Raw genomic sequence first — 26,436 nt, 5'->3', positions numbered from 1 at the left:
CCAGTGCAATGTCCGATGACTCACAAGAACGATTCAGATTCGGTTATTGCCCGAATTACTCGCCAGTAGCCGCCGAGCTGCCATAAAGGTCGGTCCGCACCGCGTCCAGCGCACGCTGTAGCAGTGGGGTCCGGCGGTCCCGCTGGGCTGCGGCGCGCGCCGTGGCGATCGCATGTTCGCGCAGTTCAGCGTCGATCGCGGCGACCTGTTCTGCCGCCGTGGCCGCGTCGGCCTCCGCGCGGGCGGACAACTCGGTCGTGAGCTCGGTTTCGGCGGCCAGCACCCGGGTGGCGACGAGTTCCTCGGCAGCCGACCGAAGCGTGCCGGTGCTCTCGCCGACCCAGCGGTCCAGCACCGCCCGGTCGTGCAGCAGGCCCCGGGTGCTCACCACCCAGGCCGTCAACAGCAGCCCCACGACCGCCCCCACGACCAGACCCGCGACGGCCAGTCGCGGAGCCGCCCCACCGAGCAGTCGGCTCACCGTCAGTGCCACACCAAGCCCGAAGCCGACCCCGAGGACCATCATCAGCCGGGTCTCCAGGGCCCGGGATTTGAGCGGCGGCACACCGATGTCGGGCCGGGCCGGGGCTTCCGCGCCGGCGGGTGCGCTCAATCTGAGTTCACGGGCGACGTCCGAGAGGTGTTTGGTGACGCCGTCGGAAACATCGTCGATCACCTCATCGGCGCGCTGCCGGGCGTAGGCCTCGAACGTACCCACCCGCCGCCTGCCGAGCCCGGCGACATCCTCCTGCAGTTCCGAGCGCACCGAATTGCACCGGTTCCTGGCGAAATAACCTAACTGCACCCTGGCCTGCTGGATCTGGCTACGCAGCGCGATGCTGCGCTCCGTCCTGGTCAGCCTGCCGACGCGGTTGATCTCGTCGCGACGCTCGCGCAGGGTCTCGACGCGGGCTCTACGGTCTGCACCGGAACCATCGGACCGATACCGCCCGATCACCGCCTCCAGCCGGGTTTCCCAGGCGCGCAACCGGTTCCGGCGCAACACATCGGGGTCAGCCAGGCGGTCTGTGAGCAGTTCGACCAGCTCGTCAAGCTTTGGCTCGCCGAGGTCCGGGGCGGCTGCGACGCCGACCCAGGGCATTCGCCGATACCGGTCCGCCCGCCCGGCCAGGATCTCGGCATCGGCGTCACGCACCTCACGCCAGTTGCGATGGGCATCGACTTTCGAGAGCACCCCGACCACCAGATCCGTGTGGTTGGACGCCAAATCAACCAGGGTGCAATCAGATTCGGTAAGGGGAGCGGCTGCTGAGACGACGAAGACCACCGCGGCAGGTGCCTCGCCTGCGAGTAACCCGGTGGATTCGACGAACGTGTGCTGCGGCATCCGCTCCCGCAGCGCGGCCAGCACGCTGGTCGCCCCGGCCAGCCACGGACCGGTCACCAGCACGACATCGAGGGCCTCCACACCCGGGCTGCTCAGCCCCGGATCGATCGCCGCGACCACGGCATCGGCTTCTGCCAACCCTCGCGTCCGACCTTCTATCCCATCCTCGCCCAGCTCCACCTCGGTCATCGCGCTGAATCCGCCGCGCCCTCGAGAAGCCTCAATGAGCCGCGGGCGATAGCTGCACCGCAACTGCGGTGCAGCGCATTCACCGGTCCGCGGCTGTACCGCCGCCACTGCCTGGCCCGACGCAGGTGCGCCTCGGCATTCGCCCCACGATCCACTGCCACCCCGTCGGCCTGCACCACGTCGACGGCGGCGGCCATGATCGCGATCACGGTGTCGTCGGCGGCCAGAAAGCCACCCACCTGCCCATCGCCCAGCGCACGTAATTCGGCCACCGCGCGCTGCACGCGGCGGTACCGCACCGGCGCGCTCACTCCATCGAGCGTTTCGAGCACCCGATCGACCTCGCTGAGTCGCTGCAGCAGGCCCGGTAAATCGTCGGGATCGGCGCCCCGACTCAGCGCCAACGCGGCATGGGCGATCCCGAACCGGTCGAGCGTGGCCAGCAGTTCCGCGCGCAGCGGGCCGGAGAGTCGATGCGGGCCGGTGAGGAATGCGTCCGGTGACGTCAGGTCCGCCGGGTGGGCCACACACACCTGCAGCGCCGCCACCAGCGCCTGCGAGGGCGCCACGTTTGCCAGCAGCGCAACCATCGGCACCACCGGTACCCCGGTCAGCCTGCGCAACTCGGCGGCCCGCCGGTGTGCGGTCGCCACCGGCCCGCCGCGGCCGGAGCCGGCCAGGTCGGCTTTGTTCAGCACGACCAGCGCGGGTGTGCCGTCCTCGCGCAGCCGCTCCAGCGCAGCACGGTCCTCGGGTTTGAGCACCTCGGCAATCACCAGAACCGCGATTTCGCCGGCGTTGCGCACGCTCACCCCGGCCGCAGTGAGGGCAGCTGCGACCGAACTGACACCGACCCCGCGACGACCCTGCACAGCAACATGCACCGGCGCCGACACCCGTGCGCTGATCTGCGCCAGCCGCGAACGCCCATCACGGTCAGCGAAGCATTTCAGCTCGTCTGCGAAAATCTGGCAGCCTTCCCTCATTCGTGCCGGTCTCAACCCGGTCGTCCACCGCAAATCGTGGCACGTCACAGGCGGGGTCGCGAACGCTTGTTTGGTCCGTCCGTCCAGCCATAGCAGTTGAAGGCAACTGTTGGATATCAATCTGTACCACGATGCGGGTACATCGCCGTCGATGAGACACCATGGACGGATGCACGTGCCCAGGCTGGACACCGGCAGCCCCCCAGCCACCCAGCCACACCGCTACCCACGGGTCACCAGCTTCCGGGCCCGGCGCTCGACGCTGTCCGGAGGACAGCAGCAGACCTGGGACCGGCTGTGGCCCGAACTCGGGATCCAGGCCCGCACCGACGACGGCACCCCGGTTGTCAATAACCTCGACGCCTGGTTCGGCCGGTCGGCGCCGCTGGTGCTGGAGATCGGTTCGGGCACCGGCATCTCGACGCTGGCGATGGCCCAGGCCGAACCGCACATCGACGTGATCGCGGTGGAGGTGTACCGCAAGGGCCTGGCACAGCTGCTCAGCGCGATCGACCGGGCCGGGGTCACCAACATCCGGCTGGTCCGCGGCGACGGCGTCGACGTGCTGGAACACATGATCGGCCACGAAAGGCTGACCGGGGTGCGGGTGTTCTTCCCGGATCCATGGCCCAAGGCCCGCCACCACAAGCGCCGGCTACTGCAACCAGCGACGGTCGCGCTCATCGCCGATCGATTACGGCCCGGTGGGGTCCTGCACGCGGCCACCGACCATGCCGGTTATGCCGAACACATCGCCGAGGTCGGCGACGCCGAGCCGCTGCTGCGCCGCGTCGATCCGGACGCCGACGGTTCGGCCCTGCCGATCTCCCTGCAGCGGCCCGTCACCAAGTACGAGCAGAAGGCCCTGGCCGGTCCGGACGTCGCCGAATTGATCTGGGAGAAACGGCAATGAGCGTGACCGAGGACTTCCCGCAGACGGCCCCCGAATCCGCCGGATCCGCCGAGGACACCGCGATCCCGAAACGTGTGCTGCTGGTGTGGGATGCACCGAATCTGGACATGGGACTCGGCTCGATTCTGGGCGGCAGACCGACTGCCGCGCACCGGCCCCGTTTCGACGCACTGGGCCGCTGGTTGCTGGCCCGCACCGCCGACCTGTCGGCCGAACTCGGCGGTGCGCACGGCGATGGCAACACCGACGTCACGCTGGAGCCCGAAGCCACCGTCTTCACGAACATCGCCCCCGGTAGCGCCGATGTCGTTCGGCCCTGGGTGGAAGCGTTGCGTAACGTGGGCTTCGCGGTCTTCGCAAAACCGAAGATCGATGACGACAGTGACGTCGACAGTGACATGCTCGACCACATCGCGCTCCGCAAAAGTGAAGGGCTTGCGGCGGTACTGGTGGCCTCGGCAGACGGCCAGGCGTTCCGGCAACCGCTGGAGGAAATCGCCCGCGAGGGCACGCCCGTGCAGGTGCTTGGATTTCGCGAACATGCGAGCTGGGCGCTAGCGTCGGATACCTTGGAGTTTGTCGATCTGGAGGATATTCCCGGTGTTTTCCGGGAACCGTTGCCACGGATCGGCCTGGACTCGCTACCCGAGCAGGGAGCCTGGCTGCAGCCTTTCCGGCCGCTGTCATCGCTACTGACCTCGCGTGTGTGACAACTACAAAGAACGTAGAAATTTCAAACGCGCGGGTCTCCAAAGATCTAGTTAGGAGCGTAAGTGTTCGCCTGGTGGGGTCGAACGGTGTACCGGTTGAGGTACATCGTCATCGGTGTCATGGTGGCGCTTTGCCTCGGTGGCGGCGTCTACGGAATCAGTCTGGGAGACCACGTCACGCAGAGTGGTTTCTACGACGAAGGCAGCCAGTCCGTCCAGGCATCGCTGACGGGCGACGAGGTGTACGGCCGCGACCGGACCAGCCACGTGGTCGCCATCCTGACGCCCCCGGATGACAAGAAGGTCACCGACAAGGCCTGGCAGAAAGACGTCACCGGCGAGCTGGACCAGTTGGTCGATGACCACAAGGACAACATCGTCGGCTGGGTCGGGTGGCTGAAAGCCCCTGACACCACCGACCCCACCGTCAGCCAGATGAAGACGCAGGACCTGCGACACACCTTCATCAGCGTGCCGCTGCAGGGCGACGACGACGACGAGATCCTCAAGAACTATCAGGCCATCGAGCCCGATCTGCAGCAGGTCAACGGCGGAGACATCCAGCTCGCCGGGCTCAACCCGCTGGCCAGCGAACTGACCGGCACGATCGGCACCGACCAGAAACGCGCGGAGATCGCCATCGTCCCGCTGGTGGCCGTGGTGCTGTTCTTCGTGTTCGGCGGCGCGGTCGCGGCCGCTCTGCCCGCGATCATCGGCGGCCTCACCATCGCCGGTGCGTTGGGCATTCTGCGGCTCACCGCCGAGTTCGGGCCGGTGCACTTCTTCGCCCAACCCGTCGTGACGATGATGGGCTTCGGTATCGCGATCGACTACGGCCTGTTCATCGTGAGCCGGTTCCGAGAGGAACTTGCCGAGGGTTACGACACCGAGACCGCGGTACGAAGATCGGTGATGACATCGGGGCGCACGGTGGCATTCTCCGCGGTGATCATCGTGGCGTCCTCGTTGCCACTGCTGCTGATCCCGCTCGGCTTCCTCAAATCGATCACGTACGCGATCATCGCGTCGGTCATGTTGGCGGCGTTCCTGTCGATCACGGTGCTGCCCGCGACGCTCGGCATCCTGGGCGCCCACGTCGACGCACTCGGGGTGCGCACCCTGCTGAAGGTGCCGTTCCTGGCCAACTGGCCGTTCTCCCGCCGGATCATCGACTGGTTCGCGGAGAAGACGCAGAAAACCAAGACCCGTGAAGAGGTCGAGAAGGGGTTCTGGGGCCGGCTGGTCAACGTGGTGATGAAGCGGCCGATTGCCTTCGCCACGCCGATCCTGGTCGGCATGACCCTGCTCGTGCTGCCGATCGGCTCTCTCGCGCTCGCAGGGATCAGCGAGAAGTACCTGCCCCCCGACAACGCGGTGCGCCAGTCTCAGGAGCAGTTCGACAAGCTGTTCCCCGGCTTCCGCACCGAACAGATCACCCTGGTGATGGAGCGCGACGACGGCGAACCGATCACCGACTCGCAGATCGCCGATATGCGCGCCAAAGCGATGACGGTTCCCGGATTCACCGATCCGGACAATGATCCGGACGCCATGTGGAAGGAACGCCCGGCCAACGACAGCGGATCGAAGGATCCGTCGGTGCGGGTGATCCAGAACGGCCTGGAGAATCGGGGCGACGCCGCCCAGAACATCGACGGGCTGCGTGCGCTGCAGCCGCCGCGTGGCATCACCGTGCTGGTGGGTGGCACCCCGGCGCTGGAACAGGACTCGATCCACAGTCTGTTCGACAGGCTGCCGCTGATGGTGACGATTCTGGTCATCACCACCACGGTGCTGATGTTCCTGGCCTTCGGATCGATCGTGCTGCCGATCAAGGCGGCGCTGATGAGCGCGCTCACGCTCGGCTCGACGATGGGCATCCTGACCTGGATGTTCGTGGACGGCCATGGGTCGGGCTGGCTGAACTACACGCCGCAGCCGCTGATGGCGCCGATGATCGGCCTGATCATCGCGGTGATCTGGGGTCTGTCCACCGACTACGAGGTGTTCCTGGTCTCCCGCATGGTGGAGGCCCGCGAACGCGGCATGTCCACCGCTGAGGCCATCCGGATCGGTACCGCGACCACGGGCCGCCTAATCACCGGCGCCGCCCTGGTCCTTGCCGTCGTCGCAGGCGCGTTCGCCTTCTCCGACCTGGTGATGATGAAGTATCTGGCGTTCGGTCTGCTGATCGCACTTCTGTTGGATGCCACGGTGATTCGTATGTTCCTGGTGCCGGCCATCATGAAACTGCTCGGCGACGACTGCTGGTGGGCTCCGCTCTGGATGAAACGGATCCAGGAGAAGCTCGGCCTCGGAGAGACCGAACTCCCCGACGAACGCAAGCGTCCCACCGTGCGCGAGCCTGCCGACGACGAACGCGCGCTGGTCGGTGCCGCGATGCCGCCTCCGCCGCGGCCCCGTCCGCACGATCCCACGCACCCCGGCGTCGATCAGGTAAGGCCCGTGTTGCCGCCGCGCACCAACGCGCCATCGGCAGCCGGAACCACCCGGCTCCCGTCCCCGCCACCGCAGCAGCAGCCGCCACAGCAGCAGGCGGAGGAGCCCCCGACCACCCGGTTCGCCATGGCCAAGAACGCCGTGCGCAACGCGGTGAACAACGCCGTCGGTAACGCAACCGGCAATGCCAATGCCAATACCCCGACTCAGCGCACGCCAGCGCCCCCGACGGGGCAACCTGTGCCGCCGCCACCCGGCGGCCCGCCCGGACCGGCAGCACAGCGTGAAGAGCGGGAGATCGAGTCCTGGCTCGGTGCACTCCGTGGCGGCCCGGCCGGTCCGGCCGGTCCCCCGCCACCACAGCCACCGCCGCCACCACCTCCGCGGCCGTCGGCGGATTCCACCCGGGCGATGCCGCAGTCCCGCCCCGCGCCCGGGGACAACGCGCCGACGACGGCGTTCAGCGCACAACGGCACCCGGACGCGCCGCAGGCAAACGGTGGGGCCGCCGACCCCACCACTGCCATCCCGGTACCGCGCAAGCGAGATCAGGACCCGTCGACGGAGCAGCTCAACACTCGCGACAAGGATGAGCCCAAGCGCCGTGGCGGCGGGATGAGCGCGCAGGATCTGCTGCGCCGCGAGGGCAGGCTGTAGCGAGCGATCTAGTCGGGCGGCGGTTCGTCGGGTCGGGCCTGCATGATCACACCCGCACCCGCAGTCTCATCCTGTCGGGCCTCCTCGGCCTCCGGGTCGCGGGCCAGCAGCACCCGGATCGCGCTGTTGAGGAATGCGACCGCAGGCACCGCGAGCAGCGCGCCGACGATCCCGGCGAGCACGCCGCCGCCGGCGATCGCCAGCACGATCGCGAGCGGGTGGATCGACACCGCACGGCCCATCACCAGCGGCTGGAGCACATGGCCCTCCAGCTGCTGCACCGCGATGATCAGCCCCAGGGTGATCAGCGCATAGACGAAGCCCTTGGCCAGCAGCGCGACGATCACCGCCAGGAATCCGGCGACCACCGCACCCACCAGCGGGATGAAGGCGCCCATGAACACCAGCGAGGCCAACGGCAGGGCCAGCGGGATCCCCATGATCGCCAGACCGGTGCCGATGCCGACAGCGTCGACGAGGGCCACCAGGAACGTCGCCCGCACGTAGCCGACCAGTGAGTGAAAGCCGGACCGCCCGGCATCGCGCACCCGGTCGCGCACATGCTCCGGGACCGCCTTGGTGACGAAGCTGAAGATGCCGCGGCCGCCGTGCAGCAGGAAGATCAGCGTGAACAGCGTCAACAGGGCGCCGGTGAGCAGTTCGGTGAGTGTGCCCGCGGTGGACAGCGCGCCGGTGGTGACCTTCTCCTGGTTGTCCCGCAACGCCTCGATCGCGGTGTTGCCCGCCTGGTCGATCTGCTCCTTGCTCAGGTGCGGTGGGCCGTCGATGAGCCAGTTCCGCAGCCCGTCGATGCTGCGTGTCATCTGTTCCACCAGCGCGGGGGCACCCTCGATGAACTGGCTGACGACGAACGTCAGGATCCCGCCGACGACCGCGATGCCGGTGAGCAGCACCAACGCCACTGCGGCACCACGCGGTGCCCCGCGCGAGTCCATGAAGTCCACTGCGGGCAGGAGCAGCGCGGTGACCATGGTGGCCAGGGCCACGGGGACCACCAGCACTTCCAGTCTCTTCGCCAACCACAGCAACGCGATGACGGCGGCCAGAATCACCAGCACCCGCCATGACCACGCCGCGGCCTTGCGTACGAGGGGTGTTACCGACTCGTCGGCAACCGAATCCGAAGGCATGTCGGTAGCGTAGCCGCGGCGCGCCCGCACATCGGTGAGGTCAGAGCTACCTGCGCAGTTACCCTGTACGCGTGTCACACGACGCGCCGGCGGACACCGCCCGCGGCAGGGCCGGGCCGACACGCGGCAAGTACTGGTGGCTGCGCTGGCTGATCATCGCCATCGCGGCCTCAGTGCTGGCGGTCGAGGTGGCTCTGGTCTGGGACCAGCTGGCCAAGGCGTGGCGAAGTCTGCTGACGGCCAACTGGTGGTGGGTGCTCGCCGCGGTGGTGGCCGCGATGGCCTCCATGCACAGCTTCGCCCAGATTCAGCGGACCCTGCTGCGCTCCGCCGGTGTGGAGATCAGGCAGTGGCGGTCCGAAGCGGCGTTCTATGCCGGCAACGCGTTGTCCACCACGCTGCCCGGCGGCCCGGTGCTGTCGGCCACCTTCGTCTACCGGCAGCAACGCATCTGGGGTGCCTCCCCGCTGATCGCCTCCTGGCAGCTGGTGATGTCGGGTGTGCTGCAGGTGGTCGGCCTGGCGCTGCTCGGCCTCGGCGGCGCGTTCATGCTCGGTGCGAGCAAAAACCCACTGTCACTTATCTTTTCACTCGGCGGTTTTGTGGCGATCATCCTGCTCGCCCAGGCGGTGGCCACCAGGCCCGAGCTGATCGACGGCATCGGCGCGAAGGTGTTGTCCTGGCTGAACTCGCTGCGCGGAAAGCCCCACCACACCGGGCTGGCCAAATGGCGCGAGATCCTGTGCCAGCTGGAATCGGTGAGCCTGGGCCGGCGCGACCTCAGCGTCGCGTTCAGTTGGTCGCTGTTCAATTGGATCGCCGACGTGGCCTGCCTGGCATTCGCCTGCTACGCCGCGGGCGGCCATCCGTCGCTGGCCGGGGTGACGGTGGCGTACGCGGCCGCACGGGCAGTCGGATCGATCCCGCTGATGCCGGGCGGGCTGCTGGTGGTGGAGGCGGTGCTGGTCCCCGGCCTGGTGTCCAGCGGCATGACCCTGGCCTCGGCGATCTCGGCGATGCTCATCTACCGGTTGGTCAGCTGGATCTTCATCTCGGCGATCGGCTGGGTGGTGTTCTTCTTCATGTTCCGGACCGAGAAAGACATCGATCCCGACCTCAGTGAGCCCACAACCGAACCCGACGGCTAGGAGCCTGCCATGCGATACCCGACCATCGTCGTGGCACTCGGTGCCGCGATGGCCTTGACGGCGTGCTCGTCGGCGCAGGTTCAACAGTCGGAGACCCCTACGCCCACCACTCCGGCGGCGGTGCCGACCCCGGTCATCGGATCGGTACTGGCAGCGCCGATCCCGGTACCGGCCACCGACGGGCGTACCCATCTGGCCTACGAGTTGATGCTGACCAACCCGATGTCGGGCAATGTGACGCTGAGTTCCGTGAGCGCCATGGCCAGCGACCGAAAGTTGCTCACCCTGACCGGCGACGGCCTGAAGTACTGGACCCGCGCGCTCGGGAATCCGGCCGCTGGAACCAATGTGCTCGGCCCCGGGCAGAGCGCCACCGTCTGGCTCGATGTGGTGGCTGACGATCCGGCGCAGGTACCGACCGAACTCACCCATGAGATCGAGATCAGTGTGGCCAAGCCGATGCCCGGCCTGATCCCGCCGAAGATGACCGAGAACATCGCGCCGGTGACGGTGCAGACGCGCAAGCCTGCTTCCATCTCACCGCCGCTGACCGGCGACAGGTGGCTGGACGTCAACAGTTGCTGCGATATGTCCGCACACCGCATGGCGCTCAACCCGATCAACGGAAAGCTCTGGGCCGCTGAGCGGTTCGCCATCGATTATCTCCAACTGAGCCCTGACGGCCGCATCTTCACCGGGGACGGGGCCAAGGTCGAAAGCTACCCGTTCTTCGGCGCGGACATCCACGCCGTCGCCGACGGTCCCGTGGTGGCGGTCCTCGACGGCCTGCCCGAGCAGACCCCGGGGGTCACCCCCACCGGGTTGTCCCTGGAGCAGTACGGCGGCAACCACATCGTCCAGGACATCGGGGACGGCAACTATGCGTTGTACGCGCACCTCAAACCGCAGAGCCTGAAGGTCAAGCCCGGCGATGACCTCAGCAGCGGGCAGGTCATCGCCGCGCTGGGCAACAGCGGTAACTCCGACGCGCCGCATCTGCACTTCCACCTGATGGACGGCCCGGATCCACTGGCGGCCAATGGGTTACCATTCGTGTTCACATCGTTCCGGCTGGACTCCAGGCTGACATCGGCAGACGCGGGCGATTCGCTGCTCGACGGTAAACCGGCAGCGCTGCAGCCCGGCTTTGCCGTGCGCGACCAAACCGAGGTCAGCCCACTGATGTTGGACGTGATGAGCTATGCGGCGAACTAGCGCGCTCGCCTTCCTTGGCGACCTGCTCTGCGTGGTGGTGTTCTGCACCCTCGGCCGGCGCAGCCACGCCGAGGGTCTGACCGTCGCCGGGGTCGCCGAGACGGCATGGCCGTTTCTGGTCGGCACGGTTGTCGGCTGGCTGGTCTCCCGAGGCTGGCAGCGCCCGACCTCGCTGGCGCCCACCGGGATTGCGGTATGGGTCAGCACCGTGGTGATCGGCATGCTGTTGCGCAAGGCCACCTCCGCCGGGGTGGCAGGCAGCTTCATCGTGGTCGCCACGCTGGTGACCGCGGTACTGCTGCTGGGCTGGCGTGCGGTGGCGGCCGGGGCCGGCAGGCGTGCGAACTCTCAGTCGTCCTGATCCAGCGGGGCCGGCGCCGTCGACACCGTCAGCGTCGCCCGTAGTCCGCCCAGCGGGCCGTCGGACAGCTTGATCTCACCGCCGTGCAACTCGGCTTGTTGCACCACCAGCGCCAGGCCCAGTCCCGAGCCGCCCACGCCCGCGGTGCTGCCGCGGCGGAACCGCCCCAGTACGGTCTCGTGTTCGTCGACCGGCAATCCGCGCCCGTTGTCGTCGACGGTGATCGTCAGCACGTCGCCACTGCGGTGTGCGGCCAGCACGATTCGGGTCGCCTCGCCGTGGGTGACGGCGTTACGCACCAGGTTGTCGACCGCCAGGCGCAGCCCGCCCGGCCAACCCAGCACGGTGCCCGCGTCGTCGGCAGCCTCCACGTCGATCTGTACCGCATCGCCGGGGCGGGCGTTCTCCCGCGCGACGCGGTAGAGCAGGTCGGTGACCTCGATGAGCTCGCGGTCCTCGGCCTGCGCCAGCTGACCCGAGGCCAGGTGCCCAAGCGCGGTGATGATGGCCTCCACCCGGCGTTGGGCGCGGGACAGATCGGCGACCACCTCGTCCCGTTCGTCGTCGGGCAGGTGGTGCAGCCGCAGGGTGTCCAGGTCGGCGCGCATCGCGGTGAGCGGGGTGCGTAGCTCGTGGGCGGCGTTGGCGGCGAAATCCTGGGCTGCCTGAAGGGAATTGGTGGTTGCCCGCTGGGCGGCGGCCAAGCGGGTCAGCATCCCGGACATCGCCCGCGAGAGATCCTCGGCTTCGCGGACACCACGCACCTCCGGCATGGCTTCGGTGCCGCTGCCGAGCTTGCTGGTGTGCTCGGTCAGCTTGCGCAGTGGCCGGATCGCCGGGCCGGCGAGCATCCAGCCGACTCCCCCGGCAAGCAGCACCGTCACCACCCCGACCACGATGTACATCGGAATTCTGTTGGGGCTCAACAAGATACTGTCAGCTCGGATTCCGACCGACATGAGCACGCCACCCTGCTGGTCCACCTCGACCGTGCGGACGCGGTACTCCACTCCGTTCACTTCGACGTTCTGGGTGCCCAGCGGAAGCGCAGGCAGTTGGAAGCCGCGCTGGAACACCACCTGCCCACCGGTGGCCGACCGTCCGGTGGTGAGCACCCCGCGGTTGGGTCCCTCCAACTGCTCAGGGTTCAGGCTCGCGTCCACGATCGCGTCGAGACGCCGATCCAGTTGTTCGGCATCGTTGTTCGCCAGGACCACCGACGTCAGGATCGTGAACGCCGCGACGACCGCCGCCGCGGCAGCCGCGGCGGCGACCGCCACCCGGGTGCGCAGCGAGGTGGACCGGAGCAGACGGAAAAGCCACACCTAGCGTTGGCTCCCCTGAATCCTCACGAATCCTCCCGAAGCACATATCCGATACCGCGGACGGTGTGGATGACCCTGGGCACGCCGTCACGTTCCAGCTTGCGTCGCAGATAGGAGATGAACACGTCGGCGACATTGGTGTCGACGTCGAAGTCGTAGCCCCACACCAGTTCCAGCAGCCGCTGCCGGGAGAGCACCACGCCGGCGTTCTCGGCCAGCACCGCCAGCAGATCGAATTCCCGCTTGGTCAGTTCCACCCGCTCGCCTGCGACGAACACCAGACGGCGGGCGGTATCGATCGTCAGCGGCCCGACGGTCATGGTGTCCGAAGGCGTGTCCGAATGGCTGGCGCGGCGCAACAGCGCGTGCAGCCGCGCCACCAGCTCACCGAGGTCGAACGGTTTGGTCAGATAGTCGTCCGCGCCTGCCTCCAGGCCGGCTATGCGGTCGTTGACGGTATCCCGTGCCGACAGCACGCAGATCGGTATGTCGTTGCCCAGCGCACGCAACGCAGTAACCACAGCGACGCCATCGAGTTCAGGCATCTGGACGTCCAACACCAACGCGTCATGCGTTTCGCTGGACAGCAGCCGCAGTGCTTCCTTACCGGTCGCCGCGACCCGGACGTCGAACCCCGAATGCCGCAATCCGCGGGCAACCGAAGTTCTGACATCCGGATCGTCGTCGACCATCAGCACCGTCCGGCTCGCGCTCTCCGGCGCGAGTGGTCCGTCGTCGCCCGCGGGGGTATCTCCCACCCGCACGCGGACTACGGTACGTCGGGCGTCGGTGCCGCCGAGCCGCAGCGGTTCTTCAGATCGACCAGTGGCTGGCGGATTCCGGTCAGCTCGGCCTTCACCTGCTGGTTCTGATCCAGGTAGGTCTTCACCTCGGTGCGCACGTCCTCACGGGACTTGCCTTCCAGGCTGGTGAAGAACCAGTTCACATCGGGATGGGTGAACAGGTACGCGGAGGTCGATGCCGAGACACCCGACGCCACACCGGCCAGATCGGCCGCGCTGCAGTTGGGGGGGTTCTGAGCCGGGTCATCAGCCAGTGCCGACGGGATGGCACCGAACAGCATCGCGCCGGCTACTGCACCGGCGCCGGCCACGCCAGCTACCACGCGCCGCGTATTACGGGCCGAGAGCAACATGGTCAAGCTCCTTCATCGGATGGGGGAAGGCCGTAACCCCAAGCGGTTAGCGGCTTAGAAAAGCTAAGCAGAATCTGTGGATAGTTTCTTGCCTTGCGCTGAACCAATCCCGACATCGTCAAAAACCGCAGTTCAGAGTCGTCTTCGCGGGCAACTCGCGGCGGGCCCGATCCGATCCGGGCTAGCGCGCGGTGCGTGCGCTGGGCCCGGGAAGCGGGCCGGCGCCCTGGCTGGCCGCCGACGCCGGGGCGGACTGGGCCGGCGCCGAGACGCCCGGCACGCCGACGGTCTGGGCCGAAGGCAGCCCCGCCGGCAAACTTCCGGCGGCCGCGCCGCCCTGCTGCTGCGCGGCCTGCATGAGGCCCATCAGCTGCGGAATGCTCAGCGGCAGTTTGCACCGTGCACTCAGCGTGACCAACGGCTGCTGCAACGCCTGGACGTCCTTGGCCACCTGCGGGTTGGCGTCGAAGTAGGTTTTCAGCGCGCCGAGCGACTGCGGCCCGGCCTGCTGCTTGCTGATGGTGGTGAGCGCCTGGTTGGTCTGCGGGTGCTCATCGAGGTACTCACCGGTGTCGGTGGCTACGTTGCCGATGGTCTTGGCGACCTCACTGGCCGCGCAGGGATCGGTGGCGGCCTCGGCGGCAGGCACCATCAGCACCGCGACCGCCAAACCTCCAGCTGCCGATACAGCGAATGCGCCGGCAATACTGCGCCGCAGCGCACCGTTGATCGAACTCATGGGACTACTCCTTACGGCCTGCGATCGTCTACCTGCCTCGCAAACACTGCGTCGGCGGCATGCGAGGACCCCGACGGACGTGCAGCCGGGGGCCATCTTGCCATCTATGTCGCCGAGCCAGCCAATTCCGTTAGCCGCTGCCACGGCTTCGCCCCGCCGAATCTCAGAGTGATCTCAGAACCGTCCGAGCGGCGGGCCACCATACCCGCGCCGAGGTACGCTCACGCTACGCAACGCCGGGGGGAGAAAGCGGGGACATCGAATCCAGCAGTTCATGATGCGCTTGAGCAGCAGTCTGCGCAGGTTCCGCTGGGCGGTGTTCGCGGCCTGGTTGCTCCTTCTGGTGCCCTCGATCTTCCTCGCACTGAACCAGTCGTCGAACCTCACCGGCGGCGGGTTCGAGGTCGAGGGCTCTCAGTCGCTGCATGTACAGCGGCAACTCGAGGAACATTTCCCTGATCAGGGCGCCTCCCCGTTGGCACTGGTCGCCGCGCCGCGGGCGGACGCGTCCTTCGAGGACATGAACGCCGCGGTGGCGCAGCTCGAACGGTTCGCCGCCGAGGTGCCGAGCGTCACGATCCTGCCCAATCCCCAGCAGCCGGCACCGCAACCCGACCGGCCCTACGTGATCACCCTGCAGCTGGATTTCAACAACACCGGCGCAGTGGACACCGCCAAGCAGCTGCGCCAGAAGGTCGGAATCCACGGCGAGGAGCCGGGCCAGAGCGAGAGCGGCAAGGTCAAGTACTACGTGATCGGCCAGGGCGCCCTCGGCGCGGCCGCCACCCAGGCCACCAAGCACGACATCGCCCAGGCCGAGAAGTGGAACCTGCCGATCGTGCTGATCGTTCTGCTCGCGGTGTTCGGGTCGCTGGCCGCGGCCGCGTTGCCGCTGGTGCTCGGCATCTGCACGGTCGTGGTGACCATGGGCCTGGTCTATGCGCTGTCGATGATCACCACGATGAGCGTGTTCGTGACGTCGACGGTGTCGATGTTCGGTATCGCCCTGGCCATCGACTACTCACTGTTCATCCTGATGCGGTTCCGTGAGGAGCTGCGGGCCGGGCGCGAACCCGAGGATGCCGCCGACGCCGCGATGGCCACCTCCGGTCTTGCCGTGGCGCTGTCCGGTCTGACCGTGATCGCCTCGGTGACCGGCATCTACCTGATCAACACCCCGGTTCTGGTGTCGATGGCCACCGGCGCGATCCTCGCGGTCGCGGTCGCGGTGCTGACGTCGACGACGCTGACGCCTGCGGTACTGGCCACCTTCGGTCGCGCCGCGGCCAAGCGCTCGTCGTACCTGCACTGGTCGCGGCGCGCGGAGGCGAGCCAGTCCCGGTTCTGGACCCGCTGGACCGGCTCGGTGATGCGGCGCCCCTGGGCGTCGGCACTGGCCGCCGTCGTGGTGCTGTTGACCTTGGCCGCACCGGCCTTCGGGATGGTGCTCGGCAACAGCATGCAGCGGCAGTTCGAGCCGACGCACGAGATCCGCGGCGGGGTCAACGCCGCAGCCGATGCGCTCGGTCCCGGCGCGCTCGGCCCGGTGCGGGTCCTGGTGACCTTCCCCAACGGGAATGCAGACAGCCCTGCAGGCACCGCGACCCTCGACGAGATCCGCCGCGAGATGCAGCAGGCCCCGAGTGTCCTCACGGTGCAGCCGCCGGCGTTCTCCGACAACAACGACAGCGCGCTGCTCTCGGCGGTGCTCTCGGTGGACCCCGAGGACATGGCGGCACGCGAGGCCGTCGACTGGATGCGCGGCAACCTGCCCCAGGTGGCCGCCCCTGAGGCCCAGATCGACGTGGGCGGTCCGACCGCGCTGATCAAGGATTTCGACGACCGGGTGTCGGCCACCCAGCCGCTGGTGTTCCTGTTCGTCGCACTGATCGCGTTCGTGATGCTGTTGGTGTCGATCCGGTCGGTGGTCCTCGCGCTCAAGGGCGTGCTGATGACCGTGCTGTCGGTGGCCGCGGCCTACGGCAGTCTCGTCGCGGTCTTCCAGTGGGGCTGGTTCGAGGAGCTCGGCTTCGAGCAGCTGTCGTCGCTGGACAGCACGGTCCCTCCGCTGGTGCTGGCCATGACGTTCGGGCTGTCGATGGACTACGAGATCTTCCTGCTCACCCGTATCCGGGAGCGGTTCCTGCAGACCAACAACACCCGCGACGCCGTCGCCTACGGGGTCAGCACGAGCGCCCGCACCATCACCAGCGCCGCGTTGATCATGATCGCGGTGTTCATCGGGTTCGCATTCGCCGGTATGCCGCTGGTGGCCCAGATCGGGGTCGCGTGCGCGGTGGCGATCGCAGTCGACGCAACCATCGTGCGGCTGGTGCTGGTGCCTGCCTTGATGGCCATGTTCGACGAGTGGAACTGGTGGCTGCCGCGTTGGCTGGACCGCCTGCTGCCCGAAGTGGACTTCGAGAAGCCGCTGCCGAAGATCCAGGTCAGCGACCTGGTGATCATTCCCGACGACATCTCCGCGCTGGGCCCGTCCGGCTCCGACCTCCGGATGATGGTCCGCACCGCGGCCCGCATGAAGACGCTGGCGCCGCAGACGATCGTCGTGACGGACCCGCTGGCGTTCAGCGGCTGCAGGAAGCCCAGCACCCGGCTGGGGGCCCAGCGGCCCGGCCGCGCCAAACCGTGCCCGCCCGGGGTGCACCCGGTCACCATGTGGCGTGGCAGGCTGTCGGTGGCGGTGGACGCGTTGGAGACCGAAGCCGACGCGATGCGGGCGCCGGTGGAACGCCGCGGCCCGGTGGAGACCACCAATGTGCAGCTGCCGACCGGGGACCGGCTGCAGATCCCGACCGGTGCCGAGACACTGCGCCTGAAGGGCTATCTGATCATGTGCCGGAACAGCACCAAAGACTTCGCGGAGTTCGCCGATCTTGTGGATTCAATGGAAACTCTAACCGCAGCACAGGTGTTGTCCGGAATGGATCGGTACTACTGTGGGCAGCGCCCGAGGAATCGGTGGGTGGCCACGCAGTTGGTGCGCCGCCTTGCCGACCCGCAGCCGTCCGACGAGCACGACGTGAGAATGTCAGGACCTGAGGCAGCTGAGGATTGGGCGCTCGTCAGGCAACGCTGCCTGTCGGTTGCGGTGGCCATGCTGGAGGAGGCGAAGTGACGTTGACTGCTGATACGCGGGATACGCGTCGCGAAGGTGTGCCATCCGGCAAACGGGCGCAGCCCCAACGGATTCCGGCATCACGTCCGGGCGCCAAGGATCCTGCGGGCCGACGCGCCACCCCGCCCCCGCCGCAGCCCGCCCCGGTTCGCCGCCCCGCGTTCGACGATCGTCCGGTCGAATACTGGCCCACCGCAGCGATCCGTGCCGCGCTGGAGACTGACGACCTGGCTGTGTGGCAACGGATCGTGGCGGCCATCAAACGGGATCCCTACGGCCGGACTGCCCGCCAGGTCGAGGAAGTGCTGGAAACCGCACGGCCCTACGGGGTTTCCAAGGCTCTCTCGGAAGTCATGGTGCGCACCCGCGAACACCTGGAAGCCACCGAGCGGGCCGAGGTCGCCCGTCAGATCCAGGCGCTGCTGCGTCGTTCGGCGCTGCAGCCGCAGGAGTTCGCGTCGCGCATCGGGGTATCCAACGAATCGTTCGCGAATTATCTGGAGGGCCGCACCAGCCCGCCTGCGTCGTTGCTGCTGCGGATGCAGCGGCTCTCCGACCGATTCGCCAAGATCGCCGCCCAGCGCGGCAAGTCTTCCTAGCCTCCTAGCGGGAGTGCAGCGGGGTCACATCGTCGACCAGCCAGCGCCCGTCCTTCTTGGTCAGCGCGACCCGCAATGCCAGCACGGCGTTGTCGGCCGGCTTGCCGGGCACGCTCTGGGTACCGCGGAGCACCACCGCCACGCTTGCCATCTCCGGCCCGAGTGCCTCCACCCCCGCCGATATGGTGCTGGCCTGGGCCGATACGTTCTTACTGGTCAATTCCTTTGCCACGGCGGCGAATTCGTTCTTGAACTGCTCGGCCCGCTCCGGTGACATCAGGCCGGTCGCCCGGTCGATGGAGGCGGTCGGGCTCTGCGGCGTGAACGTCGCGGTGGCCTCAGAGACACTGCTGGCGATGCGCACCACCTCAGCCCGGTCGCTGTTGAACGTGCGGTCCGGCACGGTCCAGCGCAGGTAGCCGATCACCACCGCGGCCACGAGTGCGGCGGCGGCCACGCCCACCACCGCCAGCCGCAGCCCCGGACCGTCGTCGTCGGTGCCGACGGTGACGCCGTCACGGCGCATCAGGGCGAAATCGACGATCACGCCCTGCACGATCAGCAGACACAGCACCGAGCACACCGAAACCCACCACAGCGGCCAGGCCAGCACGATGCCGATGAACACCAGCGCGACGATCGCGGCCACCGGGGCGGCGATGTCGAAGGCCAGCACCCGCAACCGGTTCCTCATCGGATCGGCTCCAGCCGGGAGATCATGAGTTGGCCTTCCACATCGGAGACGTCCAGCCGCAGGTTCCAGCGCACGGTCTGCGGTTTGTCGGCGCCCGCGTTCTTGCTGATCGAGGTCGCGACGACGAGCACGGTGTCGATCCGGGACACCAGGCCGCTCAGCTCACGTTGCGGCTGTTCGGGGGCCGCGCCATCGGGCGCAGGCGGGTGGTAGAGCGATTCGATGGCCACCGAGTCGATCTGGCCGGTGGTGTCGGTCTGCAGTTTGCGCACCAGATCCCGGAACGGCTGCACCGTGGCATCGAAGTCGGTGTTGAGTTGGCCGACGGTGCCGTCGTGCAATTTCTGCATACCGGCCTCGACGGTGTCCTTGTTCATATTGATCAGCACATTGGTCCAGTCGGCCGCGGCCTGCAGCACCCGGGTCTGATAGGAGCGCTCGGCGACTTCGCCACGGTGACCGGACCACATCATCACGCCCAGCACCACCGCGGCCACGGCGATCACCCCGAGCACCGCCGAGGCGACCCCGTAGCCGGTGAACATGCCGTCGTGGCCGCCGCTGTCGTCGGTGCTGGCCTTGCTGGGGGCGTCGGGCATGGCCGTGAGGGTACCGGGCGGGGTTTCGGCCGGGCACCGCGCCGGCTTCTGGCAGCATGTTGGGGTGACGCTAGAAACTTCCCGTGGCGGAGCCGCAGCGACAATCAAGTCCGGTATCGACCTGAGCCATGTCGACCCGCAGGCCCGCGCGCAAGATGACCTGTTCGGCCACGTCAACGGCCGCTGGCTGACGGAGTATGAGATCCCCGCCGACCGGGCCACCGACGGCGCCTTCCGCTCGCTGTACGACCGGGCCGAGGAGCAGATCCGCGATCTCATCAGCCAGGCCGCGCAGTCCGGTGCGGCCCCCGGCACCGATGAGCAACGCATCGGCGATCTGTACGCCAGCTTCATGGACGAGGCCCGGATCGCCGAGCGTGGCCTGCAACCGCTGCGCGATGAGCTCGCTCTCATCGACGGCGCCGCCGACGCGCAGGCGCTCGCCGCGGTACTGGGCGGGCTGCAGCGCGCAGGTGTGGGCGGTGGAGCGGGGGTGTACGTCGACACCGATTCCAAGGATTCGACGCGCTATCTGCTGCACGTGAGCCAGTCGGGCATCGGGTTGCCCGACGAGTCGTACTACCGCGATGAGCAGCACGCCGAGATCCTGGCCGCCTACCCGGCGCACATCGCCAGGATGTTCGGCCTGGTCTACGGGGCGGATTCGGCGGCCGCTCATGCCGACACCGCGGCTCGGATCGTCGCGCTGGAGTCCAAACTGGCCGCCGCGCACTGGGACGTGGTCAAACGCCGCGACGCCGACCTGACCTACAACCTGCGCCGGTTCGCCGACCTGTCTGCAGACGCCCCCGGATTCGACTGGGCGGGCTGGGCCGGTGCGCTGGGCGCGACGGCCGGGCAGGTCGACGAGCTGGTGGTACGTCAGCCCGACTATCTGACCGCGTTCGCCGCGGCGTGGTCCTCCGAGGCCCTCGACGATTGGAAGGACTGGGCGCGCTGGCGCCTCATCCATGCCCGCGCGGGGCTGCTGACCGATGACCTGGTGGCCGAAGACTTCTCGTTCTACGGGCGCACACTGTCCGGCACCGAGGAGATCCGCGACCGCTGGAAGCGCGCGGTTTCGGTGGTGGAGAACCTGACCGGCGACATCCTGGGCAAACTTTATGTGCAGCGGCACTTTCCGCCGGAGGCCAAGGCCCGGATGGACGAGCTGGTGGCCAACCTGCGCGAGGCCTACCGGGTCAGCATCAACGATCTGGACTGGATGACCCCGGAGACCAGGGCCAAGGCGCTGGCCAAGCTGGACAAGTTCACCCCGAAGATCGGCTATCCGGCGCGCTGGCGGGACTATTCGGCGCTGGTGATCGAACGCGATGATCTGTACGGCAACTACCTGCGCGGGCATGCCGTCAGCTCGGACCGCGAGCTGAACAAGCTCGGCGGCCCGGTGGACCGCGACGAATGGTTCATGACGCCGCAGACGGTCAACGCCTACTACAACCCGGGTATGAACGAAATCGTCTTTCCCGCAGCGATTCTGCAGCCGCCGTTCTTCGACGCGGAGGCCGACGACGCCGCGAACTACGGCGGCATCGGCGCGGTGATCGGCCACGAGATCGGCCACGGCTTCGACGACCAGGGCGCCAAGTACGACGGCGACGGCAACCTGGTCGACTGGTGGACCGATGCCGACCGTGCCGAGTTCGGAGTCCGGACAAAGGCTTTGATCGACCAATACGAGAAGTTCACCCCGCGTGGGTTGGACCCGTCACACCATGTGAACGGCGCCTTCACGGTCGGCGAGAACATCGGTGACCTCGGCGGGTTGTCCATCGCGTTGCTGGCCTACGAGCTGTCGCTGAAGGGCCGGGAAGCGCCGGTGATCGACGGGCTGACCGGGGTGCAGCGCGTGTATTTCGGCTGGGCTCAGGTGTGGCGCACCAAGTCCCGTGATGCCGAGGCGATCCGGCGACTGGCGGTGGACCCGCATTCCCCGCCGGAGTTCCGGTGCAACGGCGTCATCCGCAATATCGACTCGTTCTACGAGGCGTTCGAGGTCAACGACTCCGACGAGTTGTATCTGGAACCGCAGCAGCGCGTCCGTATCTGGAACTGAGCCACCGAACACAAAACCCCCGCAGCGAACTGCGGGGGTTTTGTTGTGCTCGGCTGGGTCAGAAGATCTGCCAGTCGGACGCACCGTCGGGCTGGTTGTAGAGGCCGCCACCGGAGTTCTTGATCACGACGGGGTCGCCACTGCCGAATTGGTCGTAGAACCACTGTGCGTTTGCCGGGCTGAGGTTGATACAGCCGTGGCTGACGTTCCGCTTGCCCTGGTCACCGACCGACCACGGGGCACTGTGTACGAAGATGCCGCTGTTGTCGATGCGGACCGCGTTCTGCACCTTCAGCTTGTAGCCCTCCTTGGAGTCCACCGGCACGCCGTAGGTGGAGGAGTCCATGATGATGTCGGGGAACTTCTCCAGCACGTAGTAGGTGCCGTTCTTGGTCTCATGCTTGCCGTCGGACTTGCCCATCGACATCGGGAAGGTCTTCTCAAGCTTCCCGTTGCGCCTGATCTCCATCTGGTGGGTCGCGTCGTCGACCGTGGCCACCAGGTAGTCACCGACCCGGAAGCTGGACTTGGTGCCCGCCGCGTCGATGTTCACCACGGTGTTGGCCGGCCAGAAGTCCTGCGGGCGCCAGCGCACCTGGGTGTCGTTGACCCAGTAGAAGCGGCCGGGCACGGGCGGGTTCGAGGTGATGCGGATCGCGTCCTCGGCCATCTGCCGGTCGGCGATCGGCCGCTGGAACTGAATGTAGATGGGCTTGGCCACGCCCACCATCGACCCGTTGACCGGGTTGAACGACGGCGGCAGGAACGGCGGCTCTCCGGTGAACGGGGTCGGGTTCTGGCCCGCCGGGGTACCCGCGGGGATGACCGAAGGGGCGCCGTAGTTGTTGACCACAGAAGGCCCGGCCGGGTCGGCTGCCGGGGCAGGCGGTGCGAACGGGTCCTGCGGCGGCGGGAACGCGAAGGGGTCCGGCGGGGGCGCCATCGGATCAGGAACGCCAGGTGCAGGCGGTGGCGGCGGCACCTCGGGATCTGCCAGCGCAGACGGGCTCATGACCAGTCCGCCGACCAGTCCAGCTGCCAGAAATGCGGTGATCAATCTACGTTTTGCCGATTTCGGCATCTGTTACCTCCAAAGAGCACAACTTGGACCCAGTGTGTCACAGCATGGGGACCAGCTACCGCCGCGAGAGGCTCTCATATCTCGACACCGACTGATTCCACAGCGCTGAACTGCAGTGTTAGTCGGCGCCGGGGTGAGCAGCGTTACTTGTCGCTGGTCACGCAGGAAACTCGGAAAACGCCGCGGGTGAGCAGTACGCCGCCCATCGCGGCGATGATGAGCGCGGCGGCCACGGCCACCACCGCGGCCAGGCCGACGCCGTCGTAGATCACCCCGCCTGCCAGCGCACCGCCCATGATGCCGATCTGGAAGGTCGCGACGTACAGGCCCGAGGCCCCGTCCGGATCGCTGGGCGCGGTCCGCATCGCCGAGGCCTGCAGCATGGGTGGCAGCGCGGTCGACGCGGCTCCCCACAGCACGATCGCGGCCGTGCCCAACAGCACCCCGGGCCGGTGCCCGGACGCCAGCAGCGACAGCGTCACCAACGCGGTCGCCAGCACCGCCAGGCAGCCCACCACCGATGCCTTCGGCCAGTGATCCAGGGGACGGGCCATCGCCGCCATCGCGATCAGGCCTGCGACGCCGAAGGCGGCCAGCAACCAGGCCAGCCGTGGACCGTGCACACCGACCACGTCCCGGATGATGACCACGATGAACGTGTAGGCGACGAAATGCCCGGTGACGCCGATCAGGGTCAGCACCGACAGCGTCACCAGCCGTGCGTTGTGGCGGTGGCGGTGCCGCGCCGCCGCGGGCTCGTGGGTCGAGAGCATCGGCGGCAGTGTCACGGTCGCCGCCAGCGTCACCATTGCAGCCGCGACCGCCACGGCCGCCACAGCCATGCGCCAGCCCCACAGTTCGCTCATCGCCGCCGTCAGCGGAGTTCCCACCACCAACGCCATCGCGGTGCCGACGTAGACGGCCGCGGTGGCCCGCCCGGCGTGGCTCGGCGGGACCAGGCGGGCGCCGATCGGCGCGATCACCGACCACATCAGGCCGTGGGTGAGTGCACACAGCACCCGGCCACCGGCCAGCACCGCGAAGTTGGGCGCCAATGCCGAGATAACTTGGGAGACAGTCAGAAACACCAAGGTGAAGACCAAGGTGCGGCGCCGCGGCCAGTGCGCGGTGAGCCGCACCAGCAGCACCGTGGTCACCGCGGCGACCAGTGCGTAGGACGCCATCAGGGTGCCGACGAGTCCCGCACTGACCTGCAGATCGGCGGAGATCGCCGGCAGCGCACCGACCGGCAGGATCTCGGCCGTGACGTAGACGAAGGCCGCCGCCGCCAACACCGTGAGTTGGATGGTCACCCGTGGTGTCCACGGGCGTGCGCGTGTCGTCGGCGGATCCACGGTCATCTGCAGGCCACGGTAGTGGCTTGAAGTGGCGGTACCGGACAACCCACGCCTGCGGGCGCGCAGAATCGAAGGCGTGATTGTTGCCTTCAGTGTGAGTCCATCCGGCGGCGACGACTCCGGCGGTGTCGGGGCGGCCGTGGCCGAGGCGGTGCGCGTGGTCCGCGCCTCAGGTCTGCCGAACGAAACCAATGCGATGTTCACCAACATCGAAGGTGAATGGGATGAGGTGATGGCGGTGGTCAAACAAGCAGTGGAAGCCGTTGCCGCGACGGCACCACGCGTCAGCCTGGTCCTCAAAGCCGATATCCGGCCCGGCTACACCGGGCAGCTCACGGCGAAAGTGGAACGCATCAACCGGTGATTTCGGCGTGATCGGTTGCGCTCAGCGGAACCGATCACGCCGAAATCACGAGCTAAGACCGGACCAACCGGGCGATCGCCGCGGAAGCCTCGGCGAGCTTGGCGTCGGCCTGCTCGCCGCCCTCGGCGACGGCGTGGCTGACGCAGTGCCCGAGGTGCTCGTCCAGCAGGCCCAGCGCCACTGATTGCAGGGCACTGTTGACGGCGCTGATCTGGGTGAGGACATCGATGCAGTACTTGTCCTCGTCGATCATCTTGGCAATACCGCGGACCTGGCCTTCGATCCGCCGCAGGCGTTTGGCGTAGTTTTCCTTCTGCGCCGAGTAGCCGTGTACCGCCGAATCCTCAGCCATGTCCGTCTCCCGTTTGTCGAGGGTGTTATCACACCAGCATACCGGTACCCCATGGGGGTATGGATATCGGTTTTGTCGCGGGAAACCGCGCGGGCATACTGCTACTTATGCCCTCAGACTCCAAGCCAGATATCAAACCGCGCAGCCGCGACGTCACCGACGGCCTGGAAAAGACCGCAGCCCGCGGGATGTTACGTGCGGTGGGCATGGGCGACGACGACTGGGTGAAACCGCAGATCGGTGTCGGGTCGTCGTGGAACGAGATCACTCCGTGCAACATGTCGCTGCAGCGACTCGCGCAGTCGGTCAAGCAGGGTGTGCACGCGGGCGGCGGGTATCCGCTGGAGTTCGGCACCATCTCGGTGTCCGACGGCATCTCCATGGGTCACGAGGGGATGCACTTCTCGCTGGTCTCCCGTGAGGTGATCGCCGACAGCGTCGAGACCGTGGTCCAGGCCGAACGCCTTGACGGCACAGTGCTGCTGGCCGGCTGCGACAAGTCAATCCCCGGCATGCTGATGGCGGCCGCCCGGTTGAGCCTGGCCTCGGTGTTCCTCTACAACGGCTCGATCATGCCGGGGGTCGCCAAGCTCACCGACGGCACCGAGAAGGAAGTCACGATCATCGACGCCTTCGAGGCGGTCGGAGCCTGCGCGCGGGGTCTGATGTCACGTGAAGACGTCGACATCATCGAGCGCGCAATCTGTCCGGGTGAGGGCGCGTGCGGCGGCATGTATACCGCCAACACCATGGCATCAGCGGCCGAGGCGCTGGGCATGTCATTGCCGGGCAGCGCCTCTCCTGTCGCCATCGACAAGCGCCGCGACGAGTACGCCCGCAAATCCGGCGAAGCGGTCGTCGAACTCCTGCGGCGCGGCATCACCACCGCCGACATCCTCACCAAGGAGGCGTTCGAGAACGCGATCGCGGTGGTGATGGCGTTCGGCGGATCCACCAATGCGGTGCTGCACCTGCTGGCCATCGCGTACGAGGCACGCGTGCCGCTGACGCTCGACGACTTCATCCGGGTCGGCGCCAAGGTGCCGCACCTGGCCGACGTGAAACCGTTCGGCCGGCACGTGATGAAGGACGTCGATGAGATCGGCGGTGTCCCCGTCGTGATGCGCGCCCTGCTGGACGCCGGTCTGCTGCACGGCGATTGCCTGACGATCACCGGTCAGACCATGGCCGAGAACCTGGCCCACATCGCGCCGCCCGACCCGGACGGCAAGGTCCTGCGGGCGATGAACAACCCGATCCACCCGACCGGTGGCATCACCATCCTGCACGGCTCACTGGCCCCGGAGGGGGCCGTGGTGAAGTCGGCAGGTTTCGACTCCGACGTGTTCGAGGGCACCGCAAGGGTTTTCGAGCGGGAACGGGCCGCACTGGATGCGCTGGAGGACGGCACCATCACACACGGCGACGTCGTCGTGATCCGCTACGAAGGCCCCAAGGGCGGCCCGGGCATGCGCGAGATGCTGGCCATCACGGGTGCGATCAAGGGCGCCGGGCTGGGCAAGGATGTGCTGCTGATGACCGACGGCCGCTTCTCCGGTGGCACCACCGGGCTGTGCGTCGGGCACGTCGCACCCGAGGCCGTCGACGGTGGCCCGATCGCGTTCGTACGCGACGGTGACCGGATCCGGCTCGACGTCGCCAAGGGCACGCTGGACGTGCTCGTCGACGCCGACGAATTCGAGGCCCGCAAAGCGGGTTTCGAGCCGTTGCCGCCGGTCTACACCACCGGGGTGCTGGCCAAGTACACCAAGCTGGTGGGCTCGGCCGCCGTCGGCGCCGTCTGCACGTAGGCGGGTC

The 26,436-nt window shown here is 67.6% G+C and carries 23 protein-coding genes; 11 read left to right on the top strand and 12 right to left on the bottom strand.

Annotation, left to right across the window (positions count from 1 at the left end; translation table 11 throughout):
- Positions 1 to 55: 55 nt before the first annotated feature.
- Positions 56 to 1,537, bottom strand: coding sequence for a hypothetical protein (locus M1247_RS26705; RefSeq protein ID WP_317159430.1), 1,482 nt, complete (start codon positions 1,535 to 1,537; stop codon positions 56 to 58).
- Positions 1,534 to 2,523, bottom strand: coding sequence for a FeoB small GTPase domain-containing protein (locus M1247_RS26700; protein WP_317159429.1), 990 nt, complete (start codon positions 2,521 to 2,523; stop codon positions 1,534 to 1,536). The genes M1247_RS26705 and M1247_RS26700 overlap by 4 nt, the downstream gene beginning before the upstream one ends.
- 151 nt (positions 2,524 to 2,674) lie before the next feature.
- Between M1247_RS26700 and trmB the strand changes: the two genes are divergently transcribed.
- The 3 genes from trmB (at position 2,675) to mmpL3 (ending at position 7,263) form a co-directional block, all read left to right on the top strand.
- Positions 2,675 to 3,436 (top strand): tRNA (guanosine(46)-N7)-methyltransferase TrmB, encoded by a 762-nt coding sequence (gene trmB, locus M1247_RS26695; RefSeq protein ID WP_410506949.1) that lies wholly within the window; start codon positions 2,675 to 2,677, stop codon positions 3,434 to 3,436.
- Positions 3,433 to 4,146, top strand: coding sequence for an NYN domain-containing protein (locus M1247_RS26690; protein ID WP_317159427.1), 714 nt, complete (start codon positions 3,433 to 3,435; stop codon positions 4,144 to 4,146). Before trmB ends, M1247_RS26690 begins: the two co-directional genes overlap by 4 nt.
- 63 nt (positions 4,147 to 4,209) lie before the next feature.
- Positions 4,210 to 7,263 (top strand): trehalose monomycolate exporter MmpL3, encoded by a 3,054-nt coding sequence (gene mmpL3 / locus M1247_RS26685; RefSeq protein WP_317159426.1) that lies wholly within the window; start codon positions 4,210 to 4,212, stop codon positions 7,261 to 7,263.
- Between the two features lie 8 nt (positions 7,264 to 7,271).
- On the opposite strand, the gene M1247_RS26680 is transcribed toward mmpL3, so the two are convergent.
- A complete protein-coding gene (locus M1247_RS26680) occupies positions 7,272 to 8,414 on the bottom strand; it encodes an AI-2E family transporter (RefSeq protein ID WP_317159425.1) in 1,143 nt (380 codons plus the stop codon).
- 71 nt (positions 8,415 to 8,485) lie between these two features.
- Between M1247_RS26680 and M1247_RS26675 the strand changes: the two genes are divergently transcribed.
- Genes M1247_RS26675 through M1247_RS26665 form a run of 3 tightly spaced genes read left to right on the top strand, consistent with a single transcriptional unit; the run spans position 8,486 to position 11,138 of the window.
- Positions 8,486 to 9,562, top strand: coding sequence for a lysylphosphatidylglycerol synthase transmembrane domain-containing protein (locus M1247_RS26675; RefSeq protein ID WP_317159424.1), 1,077 nt, complete (start codon positions 8,486 to 8,488; stop codon positions 9,560 to 9,562).
- A 9-nt stretch (positions 9,563 to 9,571) separates the two neighbouring features.
- The gene (locus M1247_RS26670) at positions 9,572 to 10,777 is read left to right on the top strand and encodes a M23 family metallopeptidase (protein ID WP_317159423.1); all 1,206 of its coding nucleotides are present in this window, start codon (positions 9,572 to 9,574) and stop codon (positions 10,775 to 10,777) included.
- On the top strand, positions 10,764 to 11,138 hold the full coding sequence (locus tag M1247_RS26665) for a DUF3054 domain-containing protein (protein ID WP_317159422.1): 375 nt from the start codon (positions 10,764 to 10,766) through the stop codon (positions 11,136 to 11,138). Before M1247_RS26670 ends, M1247_RS26665 begins: the two co-directional genes overlap by 14 nt.
- Here the strand turns inward: M1247_RS26665 and M1247_RS26660 are convergent.
- The 4 genes from M1247_RS26660 to M1247_RS26645 all read right to left on the bottom strand — a co-directional run bounded on the left by M1247_RS26660 (position 11,126) and on the right by M1247_RS26645 (position 14,358).
- The gene (locus M1247_RS26660; protein ID WP_317159421.1) at positions 11,126 to 12,463 is read right to left on the bottom strand and encodes a HAMP domain-containing sensor histidine kinase; all 1,338 of its coding nucleotides are present in this window, start codon (positions 12,461 to 12,463) and stop codon (positions 11,126 to 11,128) included. The genes M1247_RS26665 and M1247_RS26660 overlap by 13 nt on opposite strands.
- 23 nt (positions 12,464 to 12,486) lie before the next feature.
- Complete coding sequence (locus M1247_RS26655; protein WP_317159545.1) at positions 12,487 to 13,155, bottom strand: response regulator transcription factor; 669 nt, start codon at positions 13,153 to 13,155, stop codon at positions 12,487 to 12,489.
- 77 nt (positions 13,156 to 13,232) lie between these two features.
- On the bottom strand, positions 13,233 to 13,619 hold the full coding sequence (locus M1247_RS26650) for a heme-binding protein (RefSeq protein WP_317159420.1): 387 nt from the start codon (positions 13,617 to 13,619) through the stop codon (positions 13,233 to 13,235).
- A 181-nt stretch (positions 13,620 to 13,800) separates the two neighbouring features.
- Positions 13,801 to 14,358 (bottom strand): hemophore, encoded by a 558-nt coding sequence (locus M1247_RS26645; protein ID WP_317159419.1) that lies wholly within the window; start codon positions 14,356 to 14,358, stop codon positions 13,801 to 13,803.
- Between the two features lie 274 nt (positions 14,359 to 14,632).
- Between M1247_RS26645 and M1247_RS26640 the strand changes: the two genes are divergently transcribed.
- Positions 14,633 to 17,494: an MMPL family transporter gene (locus M1247_RS26640; RefSeq protein ID WP_317159418.1), complete on the top strand. Its 2,862-nt coding sequence runs from the start codon at positions 14,633 to 14,635 to the stop codon at positions 17,492 to 17,494.
- Positions 17,491 to 18,093 (top strand): XRE family transcriptional regulator, encoded by a 603-nt coding sequence (locus tag M1247_RS26635; protein ID WP_317159417.1) that lies wholly within the window; start codon positions 17,491 to 17,493, stop codon positions 18,091 to 18,093. Before M1247_RS26640 ends, M1247_RS26635 begins: the two co-directional genes overlap by 4 nt.
- Positions 18,094 to 18,097: 4 nt before the next feature.
- On the opposite strand, the gene M1247_RS26630 is transcribed toward M1247_RS26635, so the two are convergent.
- The gene (locus tag M1247_RS26630; RefSeq protein WP_317159416.1) at positions 18,098 to 18,787 is read right to left on the bottom strand and encodes a hypothetical protein; all 690 of its coding nucleotides are present in this window, start codon (positions 18,785 to 18,787) and stop codon (positions 18,098 to 18,100) included.
- Positions 18,784 to 19,386: a hypothetical protein gene (locus tag M1247_RS26625; protein ID WP_317159415.1), complete on the bottom strand. Its 603-nt coding sequence runs from the start codon at positions 19,384 to 19,386 to the stop codon at positions 18,784 to 18,786. Before M1247_RS26625 ends, M1247_RS26630 begins: the two co-directional genes overlap by 4 nt.
- Here M1247_RS26625 and M1247_RS26620 point away from each other — a divergent pair.
- Complete coding sequence (locus tag M1247_RS26620) at positions 19,385 to 21,463, top strand: M13 family metallopeptidase (protein WP_410506948.1); 2,079 nt, start codon at positions 19,385 to 19,387, stop codon at positions 21,461 to 21,463. The two genes, M1247_RS26625 and M1247_RS26620, sit on opposite strands and share 2 nt — an antisense overlap.
- Before the next feature lie 58 nt (positions 21,464 to 21,521).
- Here M1247_RS26620 and M1247_RS26615 read toward each other — a convergent pair whose 3' ends face one another.
- A complete protein-coding gene (locus M1247_RS26615) occupies positions 21,522 to 22,544 on the bottom strand; it encodes a L,D-transpeptidase (RefSeq protein ID WP_317159414.1) in 1,023 nt (340 codons plus the stop codon).
- A gap of 143 nt (positions 22,545 to 22,687) precedes the next feature.
- Positions 22,688 to 23,905 (bottom strand): MFS transporter, encoded by a 1,218-nt coding sequence (locus M1247_RS26610; protein WP_317159413.1) that lies wholly within the window; start codon positions 23,903 to 23,905, stop codon positions 22,688 to 22,690.
- 73 nt (positions 23,906 to 23,978) lie between these two features.
- Here M1247_RS26610 and M1247_RS26605 point away from each other — a divergent pair, with 73 nt between their 5' ends.
- Positions 23,979 to 24,266, top strand: a complete 288-nt coding sequence (locus M1247_RS26605; RefSeq protein ID WP_317159412.1) for a thiamine-binding protein — start codon at positions 23,979 to 23,981, stop codon at positions 24,264 to 24,266.
- Positions 24,267 to 24,318: 52 nt separating this feature from the next.
- Here M1247_RS26605 and ricR read toward each other — a convergent pair whose 3' ends face one another.
- Complete coding sequence (ricR, locus tag M1247_RS26600) at positions 24,319 to 24,618, bottom strand: copper-sensing transcriptional repressor RicR (protein WP_317159411.1); 300 nt, start codon at positions 24,616 to 24,618, stop codon at positions 24,319 to 24,321.
- A 107-nt stretch (positions 24,619 to 24,725) separates the two neighbouring features.
- Here ricR and ilvD point away from each other — a divergent pair, with 107 nt between their 5' ends.
- The gene (gene ilvD / locus M1247_RS26595; RefSeq protein WP_317159410.1) at positions 24,726 to 26,429 is read left to right on the top strand and encodes a dihydroxy-acid dehydratase; all 1,704 of its coding nucleotides are present in this window, start codon (positions 24,726 to 24,728) and stop codon (positions 26,427 to 26,429) included.
- Positions 26,430 to 26,436 lie beyond the last annotated feature (7 nt).

Origin of the sequence: Mycobacterium appelbergii, from assembly GCF_032883035.1 — a bacterium.
Taxonomy (GTDB): Bacteria; Actinomycetota; Actinomycetes; order Mycobacteriales; family Mycobacteriaceae; genus Mycobacterium; species Mycobacterium appelbergii.
The sequence above is the reverse complement of the archived record's forward strand: the minus strand, read 5'-3'. Positions and strand labels throughout refer to the sequence as shown.

Bases quoted from the DNA above. Each gene is read 5' to 3' on its own strand.
- M1247_RS26705 (WP_317159430.1), bottom strand. From the start codon at position 1,537: ATGACCGAGGTGGAGCTGGGCGAGGATGGGATAGAAGGTCGGACGCGA.
- M1247_RS26700 (WP_317159429.1), bottom strand. From the start codon at position 2,523: ATGAGGGAAGGCTGCCAGATTTTCGCAGACGAGCTGAAATGCTTCGCT.
- trmB (WP_410506949.1), top strand. From the start codon at position 2,675: ATGAGACACCATGGACGGATGCACGTGCCCAGGCTGGACACCGGCAGC.
- M1247_RS26690 (WP_317159427.1), top strand. From the start codon at position 3,433: ATGAGCGTGACCGAGGACTTCCCGCAGACGGCCCCCGAATCCGCCGGA.
- M1247_RS26680 (WP_317159425.1), bottom strand. From the start codon at position 8,414: ATGCCTTCGGATTCGGTTGCCGACGAGTCGGTAACACCCCTCGTACGC.
- M1247_RS26670 (WP_317159423.1), top strand. From the start codon at position 9,572: ATGCGATACCCGACCATCGTCGTGGCACTCGGTGCCGCGATGGCCTTG.
- M1247_RS26665 (WP_317159422.1), top strand. From the start codon at position 10,764: ATGCGGCGAACTAGCGCGCTCGCCTTCCTTGGCGACCTGCTCTGCGTG.
- M1247_RS26655 (WP_317159545.1), bottom strand. From the start codon at position 13,155: ATGGTCGACGACGATCCGGATGTCAGAACTTCGGTTGCCCGCGGATTG.
- M1247_RS26650 (WP_317159420.1), bottom strand. From the start codon at position 13,619: ATGTTGCTCTCGGCCCGTAATACGCGGCGCGTGGTAGCTGGCGTGGCC.
- M1247_RS26645 (WP_317159419.1), bottom strand. From the start codon at position 14,358: ATGAGTTCGATCAACGGTGCGCTGCGGCGCAGTATTGCCGGCGCATTC.
- M1247_RS26640 (WP_317159418.1), top strand. From the start codon at position 14,633: ATGATGCGCTTGAGCAGCAGTCTGCGCAGGTTCCGCTGGGCGGTGTTC.
- M1247_RS26630 (WP_317159416.1), bottom strand. From the start codon at position 18,787: ATGAGGAACCGGTTGCGGGTGCTGGCCTTCGACATCGCCGCCCCGGTG.
- M1247_RS26620 (WP_410506948.1), top strand. From the start codon at position 19,385: ATGGCCGTGAGGGTACCGGGCGGGGTTTCGGCCGGGCACCGCGCCGGC.
- M1247_RS26625 (WP_317159415.1), bottom strand. From the start codon at position 19,386: ATGCCCGACGCCCCCAGCAAGGCCAGCACCGACGACAGCGGCGGCCAC.
- M1247_RS26615 (WP_317159414.1), bottom strand. From the start codon at position 22,544: ATGCCGAAATCGGCAAAACGTAGATTGATCACCGCATTTCTGGCAGCT.
- M1247_RS26610 (WP_317159413.1), bottom strand. From the start codon at position 23,905: ATGACCGTGGATCCGCCGACGACACGCGCACGCCCGTGGACACCACGG.
- ricR (WP_317159411.1), bottom strand. From the start codon at position 24,618: ATGGCTGAGGATTCGGCGGTACACGGCTACTCGGCGCAGAAGGAAAAC.
- ilvD (WP_317159410.1), top strand. From the start codon at position 24,726: ATGCCCTCAGACTCCAAGCCAGATATCAAACCGCGCAGCCGCGACGTC.